The following is a 17882-nucleotide window of genomic DNA, read 5'->3' as shown; positions in this document are numbered from 1 at the left end:
CGCCCGAAGCCCGCCAGATCGGGGAAACCGGCTGCGCCCAGCGCGGTGGGGTCGGTGGCGATCGGGCCCGGCAGGTGCGTCAGGGTGGGGAGGCGGCCGGCGCGGTCGGCTGGGGTCGGGGCGGTGCGATGGTCGGTGTGGTCGGTGGTGATCAGGCCGATGAGGTGGCCGGTTTGTCCGGCGAGGAGGGCGGCGCCCGCCATGCCGTGCCAGAGCGAGACGGGCATCGACTGGGGTGCCGGATCCAGCACCTGGAACGCCAGCGCCTTCGACACCACGCTCATGGGCGCATCCACCAGCCCAGACACCGACTCCGCGTCCCGGACGCCGTCCCGCTGCCACGCCTGCGGGAAGCCTCTGGCCACACACCGCAGAGAACCGGAGCGCCGAACACCGCAAGCACCCGAGGGCCGTCCGCCCTCGGGAACGCCGGACGTTCGCGCCCCAGGAGGAGGCGTCAGTTCGGCCCAGGAGAGTCGGGCGAACCGGGCGCCCAGGGGTTCGCACGCCCGCAGCAGCACAGCTCCCGCGCTGCCGCCGCGCCCCCGCCACACCTCCTCGGCCGCCACCCACCGCGCCGATCCGGACGCGCGTACCTGGCAGGGCGCGGCGGGATCCACCACGTGGCCGGAGGCCAGCACGAGATCCGCCCCGATCGCATAACCGGACCCGGTCACGCCTACGACGGTGTCGTGACCGGAATAGACCTCGACGACCCGTTCGAGCCCGAGGTGGTGTGGTGGCGTGTCCATGGGTGCCGCCTATTGCCTACGTTCCGGCGTGCCGTCCCCCTGACGAGCGACTGAAGTGCTCCCACTATCGCACTATGGCCGGGAAAATTCGCGGCTTGTCATGCCTTCTCGGTTGTGAGCCAGGCCGCCAGACCCAGGTACACGACCCCGCTCCCGACGTCCAGCCGCCGCCGGGCGCGGGCCGACCCGCGCACCCGCCCCGCCAGGGCCGAGGCGAGCATCGCGTACGTGCCGTCGGAGAGCATCCCCAGCGCGATCCACAGCAGCCCGAGCACGAGGATCTGCGGGCCGATCGGCCCTGCGCCGGGGTCGGCGAACTGCGGCAGGAACGCCACGAAGAACACCGCCGTCTTCGGGTTGAGGACGTTGACCAGAACCCCTTCCCAGAACAGCCGCCGCTTCGAGTGCACCCGCAGCTCGACCGTCTGCTCGTCCTCACTGCGCCGCATCAGCTTGCGTACGCCGAGCCAGAGCAGGTAGGCCACGCCGACGTACTTGACGATGGTGAACGCCGTGGCCGAGGCCGCGAGCAGCGCGCTGATGCCCAGCGCAGCCGCGGCGACGTGCACGACCGACCCCACGTGGACGCCGAGCACCGAGATCAGCCCCGCGGAAGAGCCCTGGGCGACGCTCCTGGTGACGATGTAGAGGACCGCCGGTCCGGGTACGACGAGCAGCGCGAGAGTGGCCGCACAGAACACCGCGAGCGTTGAAATATCCGGCATAAGGCCATGCTAGAAACGCCGTCAACGACTTTTCCCGACCCCCACCACATCCTCGGCGGCCGGGACGGACCCCATCGGCGGCGCGGTGCGCAGGCTTTCGCTCAGCGCCGCCAGCAGCGCCGCCAGCAGCGCCTCCGTGGCGGGCGGGTGCGGCGGTTCGCCGTAGACGGCCGCGTACACCTGCCGCACCGACCCGGGCACCTCCGTGACCTCGACCTCCGGGTGCCGGTGGGCGCTGAGGGCGAGCCCAGGCAGCAGGGTCAGGCCGAGCCCGCCCGCGACCAGCGCCTGCACCGCCACGATGTCGTCACTCGTGAACGTGATCCGCGGCGCGAACCCGGCCTTCTCACACATGTCGAGCAGATGGCTGCGGCACCGGTCGCACCCGGCGATCCACGACGCGTCGGCGTTGTCGGCCAGCTCACCGGCCGGCGCACGGGACACCAGGTAACTGGGGTCGTCGAGGAGGTGGACCATGTGGATGCCGCCGTCCTCGGGGGCGGTGTCGTCGTACCGGAAGATCACCGCCACGTCGGCGCGGCCGGCCCGCAACAGGCGCAGCGCCTCGGGCGGCTCGGTCTCGGTGAGCTCCAGGCGTAGCCCGGGGTGCTCCGCGGCCAGCAGCCTGGCCGCCCCCGGGACGAACGTCCCCAGCGCCGAGGGGAAGGCGGTCAGCCGTACGCGGCCCGAGCGCAGCCCCACGTGGGCGGCCAGCTCCTCGGAGGCGGCGTCGAGGCGGCCGATGATGTCGGCGGCCCGCTCGGCCAGCAGCCGGCCCGCCTCGGTGAGCCTGATGCCGCGCCCGGCGCGCTGGATGAGCTTGGCGCCGGTCTCGGCCTCCAGCCGGGCCAGGTGGTGGCTGATCGACGGCTGCGAGTAGTGCAGCACCTTGGCCGCCTCGGTCAGCGACCCCTTCTGGGCCACGGTGAGGAGCACGCGCAGGCGGGTGACGTCCAGCATTCATCAATCGTATCTATTGATCGACCAGAAGACTTCTGTTGGACCTATCAATGCAGATGCGGGACCGTAGAGAGGAAGGGATATTCCGGACGTAGGGAAGCGCCATGAACCTCACCACCGTCACCAGGCCCGGCCTCGATGTCCTCGTGTCGGGTGTGTCCGGAATCGTCGCCCGGGGGCTGGGGGCGCACGAGACCGCGTTCGCCGTCGCCGATCTGCTGCGCGGCCACCTCCCCGGGCCCGACATTCTCGCTCCGGCCGAGCGCGAGGGCTCACCCGACGGGTACGTCACCCACATCCTGCACGCCGAGGACGACTTCTCCATCGTCGGCGTCGTGTGGCGCCCCGGCCAGGGCACCCCGATCCACGACCACGTGTCGTGGTGCACGTTCGGCATCATCAGCGGGATCGAGCACGAGACCCTCTACCGCGACATGGGCGACCACCTCGTCGAGATCGGCCGGGCCGACAACCGCCCGGGCGAGGTCAGCGGCTTCGCGCCGCCCGGCGACATCCACAAGGTCCGCAACACCAGCGCGGAGACGGGCATCTCCCTGCACGTCTACGGCGCCGACGTGGCCCGCCTCGGCAGCAGCGTCCGCCGCCTCTACGACCTGCCGGCCAGGTAGTCCTCCAGCCGGTCGGCCAGCTCCTTGGGCCGCGCCAGCATGGGGGCGTGGCTCCCGTCGATCTCGTCGGGCGTGATGCCGAGCCGGTCGCGTACGACCCGGCGCATGAACTCCGGCGTGAAGAACCGGTCGTCACGGCAGAGCAGGAACCTCGTCGGCACGTCGGGCCACGCCTCCAGCGGCCATGGCTCCACCAGGGCCTTGTCGGCGTGCTCGCGCGACCGCACGATCGACTCCGCGGCCAGTTCGGCGGGCACGTCGTGCAGGAACAACTCGACCGTTTCGAGGTCGGCCTGCTCGAAGCTGGTGTTGCCCCACCACGCGGACGGCGGCTCGCCCGGCGCCGGGATCATCGCCGTCACCAGCACCAGCAGCTCGGTCCTCGTGCGCGCGCAGACCAGCGGCCCGACGAAGCCGCCCCACGAATGCGCCACCACCACCACGTCACGCCGGTCGCCGAGGGCCTCGACCACGGTGTCGGCGTAGTCGAGCAGGCCGGCGCCCTCGTCGCCGAGCGGCAGGTCCACCGCCACGACGTCGTGCCCGCGCCCGCGTAGCTCGGGTTCCAGCAGGTGCCAGTCCCACGCGGAGCCCCCGCCGCCGTGGATCAGCGCGAACGTCGCCATCTCCGTACCTCCCGCTCGGTTTCCCGCCATCCTGCCCCGCGCGCGACGAGTTCGGGGCGCCGCATCGGTCTTTCCCTTGGGAAACCGAAAGGATCGACCATGGAACCGACTGCAGAGCTGGACCCGCGCTTCAGCGACGACGACGCCGTCCCCACGACCGGCGCCGGCTCCCTGCACGAGGGGCTGGACCGGGTGGTGGAGGGTGTGGCCGAACGGGTCACCGACTCCGCCGCGCTCAAGGAGCTGTCCGCGGCCTGGGAGGAGAAGTACGGCCCCACGTGGCACTTCGAGGTCCGCGACGGCGCGTTCGTCAACGTCGCGGGCGGCACGGCCCCGGTCTACGCGGTACGGCCGTCGAAGGTGCTCGGATTCCGCAAGGGCCACTACAGCCAGACCCGCTGGCGCTTCTGAGGTGGGAAGCGCCAGGAAGGCCGGCGACACCGAGAGCCGCGAGAGCTCGGCCAGCGGCGAGCCGTCGGCTGCTGACGGCGACCGCCCGGCACGGGCCGCCGCCGGTCAGGGGAGGTCGCCCGGCTTGTCGACGATGCCGGAGCCGAGCACGGAAAGCCCCATCGTCTCGCCGTCGCTCACCACCTTCACGCCCATGTAGCGGTAGTCGACCGGGTCGAGAATGTAGGAGGCGTGCACGCCGTCGCCCGCGTCGAACCGCACGCCGATGCCCCTGCGGCCGTCCGCGTCCGTGGCGTTCTCCTCGATGGAGACGTTCGGGATCCTGGCCAGCGCCCGGTACATCCCCGCGGCCGTCTCGGGCGGCATCAGGGGCGCGTACTTCATGTACCAGCCGATCGCGCCGAACATCTTGACGTCGTCCGCGATCTCAGGAGCGCAGCGGGGCTGGCAGATCGACAGGGGATACCGCGCCTGCCGGAGACCGCGGAAGTGCCGCAGCAGCGCGTCGGGATCGGAGGGCAGCGCCGCCACCTCCCGCTGCGTCCGCCCGCTGTGCGTCGGCCCCTTCTCGGCGGCGCGCACGCGCAGCCTGCCGCCCTCCGACCGGATGGCCGTCCTGGCGCCGTCCATCCGGTCCCACGTCTCGAACGTCGGCAGGTCGGCGCCCATGTGCTGGGATTCCTTCAGGTAGAACCACTGGTCCGGCCGGATCTCGGTGGCCGGGCTCCGGGCGGCCACGAGCGCGGCCCGCTCCAGCACCACCGTGGCGACCGCCGGGCTCGCCGCCGCTGGCGGCGGCCCCGCCGGCCCGTCCGGCACCACCACGCCCTGCGGACGCAGCACGGCCACGGCCGCGACGGCCACCACACCAGCCCCCGCCAGTGCCAACCCCAGCCGGTACGCGGGCCGCCTGCGACGCGGCGCCGCCCTTCCCGGCGCGGCGGCTCCTGCGAACGTCCGGTCCCGTCGCCGCCCGAAAGCTCCTGCGGGCGTCCAGGGCCTTTGCCGACCCGAGGCCCCTGCGAAGGTCCCAGCCCTTCGCCGCCCGGAAGTCGCGGCTGTGAGTTCGGCCAGTTTGCGGCCCGCGCCGGACACGTCCAGCCGTTCGGGTACCTCGTCGCGGAAATTCCGGAGCCGTTCCATCTCGTCCGTCATCCTCATCCCTCGTTCCCGCTGGTCGGATCGACGCCGGCGAACACCCGCCGCACCTTCTCGCGCGCCCGGTTGACCCGCGACCGCACGGTCCCCACGGGGACGCCGAGCGCCGCCGCGACCTCCTCGTACGTGAGATCCGTCCAGGTCACCAGCAGCAATGTGTCCCGATGTTTGCGCGACAGCCCGGCCAGCGCCCTCGCCAGCCGCTCGCGCGCCCCGCCGGCGGCCACCCGCCGCTCGACCTCGTCGGTGAACGGCTCGGTCACCGGGTCGATCCCGGTACGGCTCAGCGCCTTGTACAGGCCGATCTCGCGGCGACGGTGCCGGCCGATGAGGTTGGTGGCGATGCCGTACAGCCAGGCCCGCTCGTCGCCGAGCCTCGCGTCGTACGTCTCCAGGCGCTGCAGCGCGACGGCGAACGTCTCGGCGACGATGTCGTCGGCCGGGTCCAGCCCGAGCCGCCGGACGACGTAGCGCTTCAGCTCAGGGGCGTACCGGACGAACAGGGCGGCGAGCCGTTCGGGTGGCACGCCCTCCGCCGCGCCGTCCCGCGCGGGGCCGTCGCCGGTCGCCGCGGGGTCGGGCCAGGGCGAGAGATCCGCCCGGCTCTCGTATCGCATGTGGTGCCTCTCGGGTGTCTCCGGTCATGACACGAGTAATTGCCGAGAGCCAGGACGACGGTTCCACCTTTTTCGCCCAGAGACTTCCGCCCGGACACTTTCGCCCGGACACTTTCGCCCGGGAACTTTCGTCCGAGAACTTCCGCCCGGGAACGGCGAAGGCCCGTGCGCCGCCGCACGGGCCTTCGACGCGTCGGCGGTCAGACGCCGAGCACGGAGGGCTGGCCGAGCTCGTGCAGGAAGAGGGCCTCCGTGGTGGCCACGCGGCGCAGTTCCTCCAGGTCCACGCGCTCGTTGGGGGCGTGGATGGCGGCCTCCTCGTCCTCGGCGCCGAAGAGCAGGATCTCCGCCGCGGGGAACTGCTTCAGCAGCGTGTTGACCAGCGGGATCGAGCCGCCGGCGCCCACGTCGCGCGGCGGGCGGCCGAAGGCGCGCTCCATCGCCCGGTTCAGCGCGAACCGCGCCTTGCCGCCCGAGTCGGCCTGGAAGCCGGAGCCGACCGTGAAGTCGCCGAACGACACCTGCACGCCCCACGGGGCCACCTGCCGCAGGAATTCCACGATCGCGTTCACCGTCGTCTTCGGGTCACCCGCCGGAGGCACCCGCACGGTCACCCGCGCCCGCGCCCTCGGCTGCACCGCGTTGATCGCGCCCGACACCGTCGGCACGTCGAGCCCCGTGACGGTGATCGAGAACGACGACCACAGACGGTCGGCCAGCGAGCCTGAGCCCACCAGCGACACCCCGTCGAGGACCCCGGCCGTCCGCCTGAACTCCTCCTCCGACGGCCCCTGCCCGAGGAACGTGCCGCGCGGCAGCCCCGGGACGCGGACGTCGCCGTTGTCGTCGTGCAGCGCGGTCAGCATGCGCATGAGCGCCGCCAGCGCGTCGGGCGCGGCACCGCCGAACGAGCCGCTGTGCACGGGCTCCTGCAGCGTGCCGACCTCGATGGTGAAGGCCGCCATGCCGCGCAGCGAGGTGGTGACCGCCGGGTCGCCCACCCGCGGATTGCCGACGTCGGCCACCACGATGGTGTCGGCCCGCAGCAGGTCGGGGTTGCGCTCGACGAACGCCTCGAGCCGCTCGCCGGCGTACTCCTCCTGGCCCTCGATGATGACCTTGATGCCCACGGGGAACCGGCCCTGGAAGGTGCGCAGGGCGGTGACGTGGGAGATGATGCCCGACTTGTCGTCGGCGCAGCCGCGACCGTACAGGCGGCCGTCGATCAGGGTCGGCTCGAACGGCGGGGTCCGCCACGCGGCAAGGTCACCGGCGGGCTGGACGTCGTAGTGGGCGTACAGCAGCACCGTCGGCATGCCGGGAGGCGCGGGGGCCTCGCCGTACACGGCGGGGAAGCTGCCTTCGACGGGCACCTGCTGGACGCGCGGCAGGCCCACGGAGCGCAGCAGCTCCTCCGTCATGGCGGCCGCGGCGTACACGGGCTCTTCCGGGTGCCCGGGGAAGGCCACGGAGGGGATGGCGGCAAGTCGCCGCAGCTCGTCGACGGCCTGCGGCATCGCGGCGGCGACGGCGCTCTCGATCTGGTCAGGAGTCACGGGACGGTCCCCCGGGGGTCGTTCTCAACGGGTGGTCTACGGTTGTCCGCGGCGGTCGCGGCCGGCGGACACCGGCTTCCGACGATCGTCGCAGCTCACAGGAGTGCATACCAGTTCACAGCGATTTGCTCACATTGGATCACGGCGCGCCACGCTGGGGAAAACGGGTTCGCGCGCGCGTGACGAATCTATCCTGCGGATTTCGTTGCTGTTACAAAACGGTTCTGCGGATCTCGGATTTCTTGCAGAGTGTCACGACCGATTCGCTTGGCAAACCGGACGTCTCGATGCAGACTGTGGAGAGTTCAGACACGAGGGAAGATAACCATGACGCAGCCCGAAAACGACGTCCTGAAGGCCGCGCAGGACCACCTGTGGTTGCACTTCACCAGACACAGCGCCTACGAGCAGTCCGAGATCCCGACCATCGTCCGCGGTGAGGGGTCCTACGTCTACGACATCCACGGCAAGCGTTACCTCGACGGTCTGGCCGGACTCTTCGTCGTCCAGGTGGGCCACGGGCGGCAGGAACTCGCCGAAGCGGCCGCCAAGCAGGCGCAGGAGCTGGCGTTCTTCCCGCTGTGGTCGTACGCCCACCCCAAGGCGGCCGAGCTGGCCCAGCGGCTGGCCTCCCACACTCCCGGCGAGCTGAACCGCGTCTTCTTCACCACCGGCGGCGGCGAGGCGGTCGAGAGCGCCTGGAAGCTCGCCAAGCAGTACTACAAGCTCGTCGGAAAGCCGCTCAAGCACAAGGTCATCAGCCGCCAGATCGCCTACCACGGCACCCCGCAGGGCGCGCTGTCGATCACCGGCATCCCGGCGTTCAAGCAGATGTTCGAGCCGCTCGTGCCCGGCTCGGTCCGCGTGCCGAACACCAACTACTACCGCGCCGACGAGATCACCGGCGTCCCCGGCATGACGGCCGAGCAGTACGGCATCTGGGCGGCCGACCGGGTGGCCCGCGCCATCGAGATGGAGGGCCCCGACACGGTGGCCGCCGTCTTCGCCGAGCCCGTCCAGAACGCCGGCGGCTGCTTCCCGCCGCCCGCCGGCTACTTCCAGCGCCTGCGCGAGATCTGTGACGAGTACGACGTGCTGCTCGTCTCCGACGAGGTCATCTGCGCCTTCGGCCGCCTCGGCACGATGTTCGGCGGTCAGAAGTTCGACTACGTGCCGGACATCATCACCTGCGCCAAGGGCATGACCAGCGGCTACTCGCCGATCGGCGCCATGATCGCGCACGAGCGCCTGTTCGAGCCGTTCAAGGGCGGCGACACGATGTTCGCCCACGGCTACACCTTCGGTGGCCATCCCGTCTCCGCCGCCGTGGCCCTGGCCAACCTCGACATCTTCGAGCGCGAGGATCTGCTCGGCCACGTCACCGCCAACGAGCCGCGCTTCCGCGAGACCCTCGAAGGGCTTCGCGACCTGCCGATCGTCGGCGACGTGCGCGGCTCCGGCTACTTCTGGGGCATCGAGCTGGTCAAGGACAAGGCCACGAAGGAGACGTTCGATGCGGAGGAGTCCGAGCGGCTGCTGCGGGGCTTCCTGTCGAAGGCGCTGTTCGACGCGGGCCTCTACTGCCGCGCCGATGACCGGGGCGACCCCGTGATCCAGCTCTCCCCACCGCTGATCGCCGGTCAGAAGGAGTTCGACGAGATCGCGTCGATCCTGCGCGGCGTCCTGAGTGAGGCGTGGAAACGCCTCTGAACCTCAAACCCCGGCACGACGGCGTGCCGGGTTCCCGAAAGGATTCACCGCAATGAAGATCGGCGTACCCGCCGAGGTCAAGAACCACGAGTATCGCGTCGCTGCGACTCCGGCGGGCGTTCACGAACTGGTGCGGGCCGGCCACGAGGTGACCGTCCAGCGTGGGGCAGGCCTCGGCTCGCACATCACCGATGAGGAGTACCTCGCCGCGGGCGCGAAGATCATCGACAGCGCCGACGACGTGTGGGGCGGCGCCGACATGGTGCTCAAGGTCAAGGAGCCGATCGCCGAGGAGTACCACCGGCTGCGCGAGGGCCTGGTGCTCTTCACGTACCTGCACCTGGCCGCCTCCCGCACCTGCACCGACGCGCTGCTGCAGGCCGGCACCACGGGCATCGCGTACGAGACCGTGCAGGTGGGCAACTCCCTGCCGCTGCTCGCGCCGATGTCGGAGGTCGCGGGCCGGCTCGCGCCGCAGGTGGGCGCGTACAACCTGATGCGTTTCAACGGCGGGCGGGGCATCCTGCCGGGCGGCGTGCCGGGCGTGGCCCCGGCCAAGGTGGTCGTGATCGGCGGCGGCGTCTCCGGCCTGAACGCCGCGCAGATCGCCGTCGGCATGGGCGCCGACGTCACCGTCCTCGACCTCAACATCGACCGCCTGCGTCACATCGACGCGATCTACCAGGGCCGCCTCAAGACGCTGGTCTCCACCCGGTACGCGATCGAGCAGGAGGTCCTCCAGGCCGACCTGGTCATCGGCGCGGTGCTGATCCCCGGCGCCAAGGCCCCGACGCTGGTCTCCAACGACCTGGTCTCCCGGATGAAGCCGGGCTCCGTGCTCGTGGACATCGCCATCGACCAGGGCGGCTGCTTCGAGGACTCGCGCCCGACCACGCACGCCGACCCGACGTACAAGGTGCACGAGTCGATCTTCTACTGCGTGGCCAACATGCCCGGCTCCGTGGCGAACACCTCGACGTACGCGCTGACCAACGCGACCCTTCCGTACGCCGTCAAGCTGGCCGGCCTCGGCTGGCGCGACGCCGTCAAGACGGACGCCGGCCTCGCGGGCGGCCTCAACACGCACGCCGGCCTGCTCACCAACCAGCCGGTCGCCGAGGCGCTCGACCTCCCGTACACGCCGGTCTCCGAAGTGATCTAGAGCCTGTCATCCGAACGAGGTCCCCGGCACGCCGGGGGCCTCGTCGGCGTTCTGCGGCTCTTCCCAGCATGGGCGGCCGGCTGGAGTCGGGGTGATGCGGCGGGGCCGCTTTGCGGCCGGCAGTGCGGTCCTGCCCGCCCGGCCGCGCCCCGGGTTGGGAATGAAAATCATTATCAAATAGAGTGCGCTGCGAGAGACCGGAGCCAAGCTGCTCCGGTGATGACTCGGTCACGTGAGCCCGAGGAGGCTTTGTGTCATCAGTGCAACTCGCATCGGCTCGGTCCAGCCCTCCATCACCGACCGCCGTGATGGACGCTCCGCGGGGCAGGCGCCGGCTCCGCGCCCCACTCGCCTTCTTCCTCGTCACGCTCGCCCTGCTCGCCAGCCTGGTGCTGTCGACCGCGTTCGGGGCGGAGCCCCTGTCGCCGGCCACGGTGATCGACGTGCTGGTCGGGCGGGTGACCGGCGGGCCGGTCGCGGACCTCGCGTACGACACGATCGTGTGGCAGCTGCGGGTGCCGCGCGCGTTGCTGGCGGCCCTCGTCGGCGCCGGTCTCGCGCTGGCCGGAGCCGGAATGCAGACGCTCGTCCGCAATCCTCTCGCGGATCCGTACCTGCTGGGCGTCTCTTCCGGCGCGAGCGTCGGCGCCACCGCGGTGATCACCTCGGGTCTGTTCGCCGGCGCGGGGGCGTTGACGTTGTCCGGGGGCGCGCTCATCGGGGCGCTCGGCGCCGCGGTGCTGGTGTTCGTGATCGCCACCGCCCAAGGCGGGCTGACCCCGTTGCGGCTGGTGCTCACGGGGACGGTCCTCGGCTCGGCGTTCTCGGCGGTGGCGAGTTATCTGGTCTTCCGCAGTTCCGATCCGGCCGCGGCGCAGTCCGTGCTGTTCTGGTTGCTCGGCAGCCTGGCCGGCGCGGAGTGGTACCAGCTCGCGATACCGGCGATCACGGTGGGGGCCGTCGCCGCGGCGATGCTGGCCGGCAGCGGCTGGCTCGACGCGCTCGCGACGGGCTCCGACACCGCGGCGTCGGTCGGCGTCCCGGTCCGCGCGGTGCGCGTCGGCCTGTTCGTCCTGCTGGCGATCCTCGTCGGCGTGCTGGTCGCGGTCTCGGGCGGTATCGGCTTCGTCGGGCTGGTCGTGCCGCACGCGGCACGGCTGCTGGTCGGCGCCCGGCACCGGGTCCTGCTGCCGGCCGCGGCGATGTGCGGCGCCCTGTTCCTGCTGTGGGTCGACGTCGTCACCCGGATCCTCGTGCCGCCCACCGAGATCCCGCTCAGCGTCGTGTCGGGGCTGATCGGCGCACCGGCGTTCCTCGTCCTGCTCGGGCGCCGGCGTTACCGCTTCGGGGGTGAGGGGTGAGCGTCCACCTGCGCGCCGAGGGGCTGGCCTGCTCGGCGGGGAAGCGCGTCGTCCTCCGCGACGTGCGGCTCGACGTCCGCGAGGGGGAGACGATCGGGATCGTCGGGCCGAACGGATGCGGGAAGTCCACGCTGCTGCGCGTCCTCGCCGGGCTGCGCAACCCCTCGGTCGGTCACGTGCACGTCGGCGGTGTCCGGTTGCACGGCCTCGGCGCCCGGCAGCGGGCGCGCAAGGTCGCGCTGGTCGCCCAGGAGCAGGACCTGCCCCCTGACCTGCTCGCCTGGGAGGTCGTCGCGCTGGGCCTGACCCCCTACCGATCGCCGTGGAACGGCGTCGGCCCCCGCGAGCGTGCCGCCGTCGCGGACGCGCTCGCCCAGGTCGCTCTGGCCGATCTCGCCGACCGGCCCGTGAACCAGCTGTCCGGCGGCGAACGCCGCAGGGTGCTCCTGGCCAGAGGGCTGGTGCAGCGCACTCCGCTCCTCCTGCTCGACGAACCGACCAATCATCTCGATGTACGGCACCAGCTGGACCTCATGCAACTCGTGCGCCGGCTCGGCCGCACCGTGGTGCTGGCGCTGCACGACCTCACCCTGGCCACCGCCACCTGTGATCGCGTCCTCGTGCTGCACGAAGGCCGGGCCCTGCCCCTCGCGCCACCGGGCGAGGCGCTGACGCCCGGCGTCGTCGGCGCCGTCTTCGGCGTGGACGCCACCCCGATCCGCCATCCCGTGACCGGTGACACACACCTGCTGATCACCCCGCTCCGCCCGGAGTGCACACCATGAACCGCATCGTCCTCGCCGCCGCCACCGTCGCGGCGGCCGTCTCGCTCGCCGCCTGCGGCACGATCGCCTCCGCGCGGCCGGACGCCGCGGCGATCACGGTCACCAACTGCGGCGAGCCCGCCCGCTTCCCCTCGCCCGCGCGGCGGCTGTTCGTCAACGACGGCAACATGATCGCCATGGCCCTGGCCATCGGGGCCGAGGACCAGGTGGCCGCGGTCTCCAGTCTGCAACGCGACGCCGGCACGCTGCGCCGCCACTACGGCGGCGTCGTCGACCGGCTGAACGTCGTCGCGCCGGGATATCCCTCCCGCGAGACCGTGTTCGCGCAGCGGCCGGACGTCATGATCGCCGGCTGGAACTACGGCTACAGCGAAGAGACCCGGTTGACCCCCGATTCCCTCCGCGAACGAGGGATCGCCCCGTACGCGCTCTCCGAGAGCTGCCGGCAGAACGGCGGCCGGCGGCGGGGGATCGCCGAACCGTGGCAGGCCCTGCAGGACGACCTGGCCAATCTCGGTACGATCACCGGCCGTACCCGGCGGGCGCGGCAGGTCATCGACGACATCGACCGGCGGCTCACCGCGCTGCGGAACGCGCCGCAACCTGGGAAACGGCCCACGATCTTCCTGTTCGACAGCGCCGGCGACACGGTGTTCTCCAGCGGCCGGTTCGGCGCGCCGCAGGCGATCATCGACAGCGCGGGCGGCCGCAACGCGATCGAGGACGTCGACGACAGCTGGACCACGGTGTCCTGGGAACGGGTGGCCGCGGCCGAGCCGGACGCGTTCGTCTTCGTCGACTACCCGCCGCAGACCTTCGAGCAGAAGGTGCGCCTGCTCACCTCACGGGCCGGCATCAAGGATCTGCCCGCGGTGGCCGAGCGGCGGTTCCTGAACCTGCCCTACGCCCTGTGGACCAGCAGCCCCCTGAACATCGACGCCGCCGAGCAGATCCGCAAGGCGCTCGAACGCTGGCGTCTGGTGCCGGAGTCCACGATCACGCCTCCCTTCGACGACCGTCCCCAATAGAAATGGTATTCATTTTCATATATGGTGCTACAGCCGGATCCGGCGATGAATGTCCAGTTGGGGGGATTCGCTATGAGCTGCGGGAACGTCGAACAACTGGCGCGGGCCCTGCCGGCCGGACGCCGTACACGGCAGCGGGGCGCGGTCCTGCACGTGCTGGTGGACTGCCCGGATTTCGTCTCCGCCCAGCAGCTGCACGCCCTGACGACCGCCGACGGGATCGGGGTGGGGCTGACCACCGTCTACCGCACGCTGCGGGAGCTGGAGGCCTACGGCGGGGTCGACGTCGTGCGCGACGACGCCGGAGAACGGCTGTACCGGCTACGGCCGTCCGGCAGCCACCGCCACTATCTCGTCTGCCGATCCTGCGGCCGCAGCCGGCCGGTGGACGCCGAGGTGGTGGAGGCGTGGGTCGACGAGATCGGCGAGAGCGCCGGGTTCGACGCGGTCGAGCACACCGTCCAGCTCAGCGGAATCTGCTCGGCCTGCCGCTCCGCCGCCCCTCCCCTCGCCGGCGAAGGAGAGCAATGATGCCCGTCCCCCTCGTACCTCAAGGAGTTTGACCCGATGACCACCTCCGCAGACGGGCGTGTTCCCGTCACCGTCCTGACCGGCTTCCTCGGCTCGGGCAAGACGACGCTGCTCAACCGCATCCTCACCGAACAGCACGGGCTGAGGATCGCCGTCATCGAGAACGAGTTCGGCGAGGTCGGCATCGACGACGCCCTCGTGCTGGACGCCGAGGAAGAGATCTTCGAGATGAACAACGGATGCATCTGCTGCACCGTGCGCGGCGACCTCATCCGCATCCTCGGCGCGCTCATGCGCAGGCGCGACAAGTTCGACCACATTCTGATCGAGACCACCGGTCTGGCCGACCCGGCGCCCGTCGCCCAGACCTTCTTCATGGACGACGAGATCGCCGCCCAGCTGCGCCTGGACGCCATCGTCACCCTGGTCGACGCCGCCCATGTCCTGCGCCACCTGGACGAGGCCAAGCCCGAGGGCGTGGAGAACGAGGCCGTCGAGCAGATCGCCTTCGCCGACCGCGTGGTGCTCAACAAGACCGACCTGGCCGGCCAGGACACCATCGACGAGGTGATCTCCCGCATCCGCGCCATCAACGCTCCGGTGGAGGTCATCCCCGCCCGGCACGCCGAGGTCGACCTCGCCCGCATCATGGACGTCGGCGCGTTCGACCTCGACCGGGTGCTCCGCGACGACCCGGCCTTCCTCACCGACACCGAGCACCAGCACGACGCCACCGTCACCTCGGTCGGCATCGAACTGCCCGGCGAGCTGGACGAGGAGCGGCTCAACCGGTGGCTGGGAGAGCTGCTGCGCACCAAGGGCGCCGACATCTTCCGCTCCAAGGGCATCCTCGCCATCGCGGACGAGCCCCGGCGGTACGTCTTCCAGGGCGTGCACATGCTGCTCGACGGCGAGTTCGGCCGGCCCTGGCAGGAGGGCGAGGCCCGCCGCAACCGGCTGGTGTTCATCGGCCGTGACCTCGACCGCGACGCCCTGGAACGCGCCTTCGCCGGCTGCCTGGTCACCGCGGGGGCCGCCGTATGAGCGTCACGGCGATCCCCGAGGCCCTCGCCTGGGAGTCCGGCGTCGACGACGCGCCTGTCGCGCTCAGCGTGCGGCGCGACCTCGTCGCCGTCGCCGGCGCCGAGGGCACGGTCTGGGTGCTGGACGTCGCCACCGGCGCCGGCGCCAAGGTCCTCGACCTGCCGGGCGGCTCGCTGGACGTGGCGCTGGCCCCCGACGCGCGGCATCTCGCGGCCGCCGGACCTCTCGGCCACGCGTTGTGGGCGCGCGACGGCGGCCGTGCGAGCGTCTTCGAGACCGGCGCGTGGTCGTCGAAGGCGGCCTGGGCCAACAAGGAGCGGGTCGCGATCGCCTCCGGCCGGCGCGCCCTCGTCCTCGACACCGAGGGCCGGGAGCTCTGGGCTCCGGAACCCACCGCGAGCACCGTGACCGACGTGGCCTGGATGCGCGCCGGCCGCCGCCTGGCCGTGGCCGCCTACGGCGCGGTGAGCTGCCACGAACGGCACACCCCTGTGCCGGTGGCCACCTACCGTTACGTCGGCTCGCACCTGGCGCTGGCGATCCCCGCCACCGGGCGGTGGATCTGCAGCGGCAACCAGGACGCCTCCATCCATATCTGGCGCAGCCGCGACGGGTCGGAGCTGACGATGTCCGGCTACCCGGAGAAGGTGAGCCGCCTCGCCTTCGACGACACCGGCACCTGGCTGGCCGCGGACGGCGCGCCCGAGGTGACCGTGTGGGACTTCTCCGGCAAGGGCCCGGCCGGGACCGCCCCCCGTTCGCTGACCTGCCACGAGACGATCACGGCGCTGGCCTGGCGGCCCGGGTCGGACGGGCATCTGGCCAGCGGCGGTGACGACGGCACGATCGCCCTGTGGCGGGCCACCTCCGGCCGGCCGGAGGCGAGGTTGCGGCCCGCCCGCACGCTGGACGGCGGGGCCGCCGTGGCGGCGTTGGCCTGGGCCGCCCCCGACGTGCTGATCGCCGCCTATCGCGACGGACGGGTCTTGGCCCACCGGGTGTCCGGCCTTTGAGTTTCTCTGGACCGCGCCAATGCGCCGCCCCATCATGATCTCATGACCACGCCAGGGGATCGCTCCTCACGACCGCACGACGGTTCTGGAGCATCCCGCCGATCACGCAAGGCCCCTCGTCCCGATCCGGCGACGAGGTGGGTCCCGCCGGCGTCCGCTCCTCCTCCTGATCCGGCGACGAGGTGGGTCCCGCCGGCGTCCGCTCCTCCTCACAGCGGACCTCCCGCACCTCCGCCGGCATCCCCGGCCCCGCCGGCGGAGGATCGGTCGCAGCGGAGGATGGCGATCGTCACCGGCATCACCTTGCCCATCGTCCTGGCCGTCGTCGTCTTCGTGGCCACGGTGGTGATCGGGCCGTTCCAGGAGGACGTCAAGGAGGGGGTGTCGGTCTCGGAGCCGCCCGTCCGGGTGGGCGTCGAGGAGTCCTGGAACGAGGACGTCGACATGGAGTGGGTGTTCGATCGGCCGCTGCCTGCCCAGGCCGTCGGCGAGCTGATGAACCTGCCGACCGACGGGCCGTCCGTGGTCGGCTTCGCCACCGCTCACGGCGGCCTGCGCTTCTCGAAGTCCTGCCTCGCCTCCGCGGCATGTGACGCGGCGCGGACCCGGTTCAAGCTGGCGCTCACGGGACGGAGGAGGGGCGAGGTCAGGATCACCGACATCGTCGGCCGGGTCCTGGAGCGCCGGGAGCCGCCGAAGGGCGCCCTCCTGTCGGGGCCGACGGCGGGCGCCGAAGAGATCGAGCCCGGCGTGCTCCTCTTCGGGGAGAACTCGACGGTCGAACGCCTGAAAAGCCTCGGCGAGGACGGACGGCCGGGCCGCGCGTACTTCGACGAGAAATTCGTGCATCTCGCCCTCAACGAGCCCATCGTCTTCGAGGTCATCACCGTCAGCACCTGGGACGTCGACTGGGAGCTCGTCGTCAAGCTCTCGGTCGACGGGAAGGCGGAGGAGACGGTCGTGCGTTCCGACGGCACCCCGACCGGCAAGCCCTTCCGCAACCCCGGGAAGATCTACGACCCGCCGGTCTACAAGGGCAGCTACAAGTGCGAGGTCGGGGACCCGACGTGCGGTCCTCTGAGGTGGTAGCCCCGCCGCCTCGCCGTACCGGCAGGGCGCCGCACATCGCGCGGCCTCACCGTACGCCGCCTCACCGTACGCCGAGGCGGCGGCGCAGGTCGCGGGCGGTGGCGAGCACGTGCTGGAGCTCGCCCGGGCTCGGCCACGGCGCGCTGCCCGGGCGCAGCAGCGTGCCGCGTACCGACGCCAGGTGCTCCACCGCGCTCGCGTGCACCCCGCTGCGCCGCACCAGCCACCCGATGACGTCGGAGTGGTCGTGCAGCGGCCTGGTCACCACGTCCCACGTGCCGAGGACCTCGGCCAGGTCGGCCACGTCCAGCGCGACCCCGCCGCCGCGCCCGGTGGCGGCGGCGGCCAGCTCGGCTCGCGCGGTCAGCTCCGGCTCGGTCGGCCGCCCCCACGCGGGCGGCGGCGGATCCGACAGCCACGCCTGCGCCTCGCCGTGGCGGCCCGCGACCGACAGCAGCCCGCCCAGCTCGACGGCGGCCGCGTGGTGCCCGGCCCTGGCCGCCTGCCGGAACCAGTGCTGGCCGCCCGCCAGGTCGCCGTACTCGGCGATGAGCAGCAGGCCATAGTTGAACGCCGACTCGGCGTCCCCGCCCGCCGCGGCCCGCCCGAACCAGTGGCTGGCCGCCGAGGTGTCACCCAGCTCCACGCAGACGAACCCGGCCATCCGCTGGTCCTCCACCCGCCCCGCGCCCGCCGCCTGCTCGAACCAGGCCCGCGCCGTACGC

General features: G+C 71.8%; 18 protein-coding genes and 1 pseudogene. 11 read left to right on the top strand and 8 right to left on the bottom strand.

The annotated features are described in order from the left end of the window. From E1286_RS37255 to E1286_RS37245, 3 genes are all read right to left on the bottom strand, one after another. Positions 1-752 (bottom strand): hypothetical protein (locus E1286_RS37255; protein ID WP_223190792.1); only part of this gene is annotated, 752 nt, incomplete at its 3' end. 98 nt (positions 753-850) lie between these two features. Further along, a complete protein-coding gene (locus E1286_RS37250; protein ID WP_132620331.1) occupies positions 851-1477 on the bottom strand; it encodes a LysE family translocator in 627 nt (208 codons plus the stop codon). Positions 1478-1498: 21 nt separating this feature from the next. Then, complete coding sequence (locus E1286_RS37245) at positions 1499-2437, bottom strand: LysR family transcriptional regulator (RefSeq protein WP_132620329.1); 939 nt, start codon at positions 2435-2437, stop codon at positions 1499-1501. Between the two features lie 104 nt (positions 2438-2541). Here E1286_RS37245 and E1286_RS37240 point away from each other — a divergent pair, with 104 nt between their 5' ends. Beyond that, positions 2542-3066: a cysteine dioxygenase family protein gene (locus tag E1286_RS37240; RefSeq protein ID WP_132620327.1), complete on the top strand. Its 525-nt coding sequence runs from the start codon at positions 2542-2544 to the stop codon at positions 3064-3066. Here E1286_RS37240 and E1286_RS37235 read toward each other — a convergent pair. Beyond that, positions 3045-3692 carry an alpha/beta fold hydrolase gene (locus tag E1286_RS37235; RefSeq protein ID WP_132620325.1) on the bottom strand — a complete coding sequence of 216 codons (648 nt, stop codon included), beginning with the start codon at positions 3690-3692 and terminating at the stop codon, positions 3045-3047. The genes E1286_RS37240 and E1286_RS37235 overlap by 22 nt on opposite strands. A gap of 99 nt (positions 3693-3791) precedes the next feature. On the opposite strand from E1286_RS37235, the gene E1286_RS37230 reads away from it, so the two are divergent. Then, entirely contained in the window at positions 3792-4103 is a 312-nt protein-coding gene (locus E1286_RS37230) for a hypothetical protein (protein WP_132620323.1), read from the top strand. A gap of 105 nt (positions 4104-4208) precedes the next feature. Here the strand turns inward: E1286_RS37230 and E1286_RS37225 are convergent, their stop codons facing one another. The 3 genes from E1286_RS37225 to E1286_RS37215 all read right to left on the bottom strand — a co-directional run bounded on the left by E1286_RS37225 (position 4209) and on the right by E1286_RS37215 (position 7434). Beyond that, positions 4209-5246 carry a CU044_5270 family protein gene (locus tag E1286_RS37225; RefSeq protein ID WP_246075500.1) on the bottom strand — a complete coding sequence of 346 codons (1038 nt, stop codon included), beginning with the start codon at positions 5244-5246 and terminating at the stop codon, positions 4209-4211. Between the two features lie 14 nt (positions 5247-5260). After that, the gene (locus E1286_RS37220) at positions 5261-5878 is read right to left on the bottom strand and encodes an RNA polymerase sigma factor (RefSeq protein WP_132620319.1); all 618 of its coding nucleotides are present in this window, start codon (positions 5876-5878) and stop codon (positions 5261-5263) included. A gap of 200 nt (positions 5879-6078) precedes the next feature. Then, positions 6079-7434: a dipeptidase gene (locus tag E1286_RS37215; RefSeq protein ID WP_132620317.1), complete on the bottom strand. Its 1356-nt coding sequence runs from the start codon at positions 7432-7434 to the stop codon at positions 6079-6081. Positions 7435-7761: 327 nt separating this feature from the next. Here E1286_RS37215 and E1286_RS37210 point away from each other — a divergent pair, with 327 nt between their 5' ends. The 9 genes from E1286_RS37210 (at position 7762) to E1286_RS37170 (ending at position 17157) form a co-directional block, all read left to right on the top strand. After that, positions 7762-9144 carry an aspartate aminotransferase family protein gene (locus tag E1286_RS37210; RefSeq protein WP_132620315.1) on the top strand — a complete coding sequence of 461 codons (1383 nt, stop codon included), beginning with the start codon at positions 7762-7764 and terminating at the stop codon, positions 9142-9144. 52 nt (positions 9145-9196) lie between these two features. Next, entirely contained in the window at positions 9197-10306 is a 1110-nt protein-coding gene (gene ald / locus E1286_RS37205; RefSeq protein ID WP_132620313.1) for an alanine dehydrogenase, read from the top strand. Positions 10307-10614: 308 nt separating this feature from the next. Next, the gene (locus E1286_RS37200; RefSeq protein ID WP_132620311.1) at positions 10615-11667 is read left to right on the top strand and encodes a FecCD family ABC transporter permease; all 1053 of its coding nucleotides are present in this window, start codon (positions 10615-10617) and stop codon (positions 11665-11667) included. Continuing rightward, entirely contained in the window at positions 11664-12452 is a 789-nt protein-coding gene (locus E1286_RS37195; RefSeq protein ID WP_132620309.1) for an ABC transporter ATP-binding protein, read from the top strand. The genes E1286_RS37200 and E1286_RS37195 overlap by 4 nt, the downstream gene beginning before the upstream one ends. Further along, positions 12449-13480, top strand: coding sequence for an ABC transporter substrate-binding protein (locus E1286_RS37190; RefSeq protein ID WP_132620307.1), 1032 nt, complete (start codon positions 12449-12451; stop codon positions 13478-13480). The genes E1286_RS37195 and E1286_RS37190 overlap by 4 nt, the downstream gene beginning before the upstream one ends. Before the next feature lie 72 nt (positions 13481-13552). Further along, positions 13553-14011 (top strand): Fur family transcriptional regulator, encoded by a 459-nt coding sequence (locus E1286_RS37185; RefSeq protein WP_132620305.1) that lies wholly within the window; start codon positions 13553-13555, stop codon positions 14009-14011. A 36-nt stretch (positions 14012-14047) separates the two neighbouring features. Beyond that, positions 14048-15055 (top strand): CobW family GTP-binding protein, encoded by a 1008-nt coding sequence (locus E1286_RS37180; protein WP_132620303.1) that lies wholly within the window; start codon positions 14048-14050, stop codon positions 15053-15055. After that, on the top strand, positions 15052-16068 hold the full coding sequence (locus E1286_RS37175) for a WD40 repeat domain-containing protein (protein WP_132620301.1): 1017 nt from the start codon (positions 15052-15054) through the stop codon (positions 16066-16068). The genes E1286_RS37180 and E1286_RS37175 overlap by 4 nt, the downstream gene beginning before the upstream one ends. A gap of 279 nt (positions 16069-16347) precedes the next feature. After that, positions 16348-17157: a hypothetical protein gene (locus E1286_RS37170; RefSeq protein WP_132620299.1), complete on the top strand. Its 810-nt coding sequence runs from the start codon at positions 16348-16350 to the stop codon at positions 17155-17157. 61 nt (positions 17158-17218) lie between these two features. Here the strand turns inward: E1286_RS37170 and E1286_RS48400 are convergent. Next, positions 17219-17882 (bottom strand): annotated as a pseudogene (locus tag E1286_RS48400) (tetratricopeptide repeat protein); the annotation flags it as partial.

It is taken from the genome of Nonomuraea terrae (assembly GCF_004348995.1).
GTDB lineage: Bacteria > Actinomycetota > Actinomycetes > Streptosporangiales > Streptosporangiaceae > Nonomuraea > Nonomuraea terrae.
This window is presented reverse-complemented; position numbering and strand designations above follow the sequence as displayed.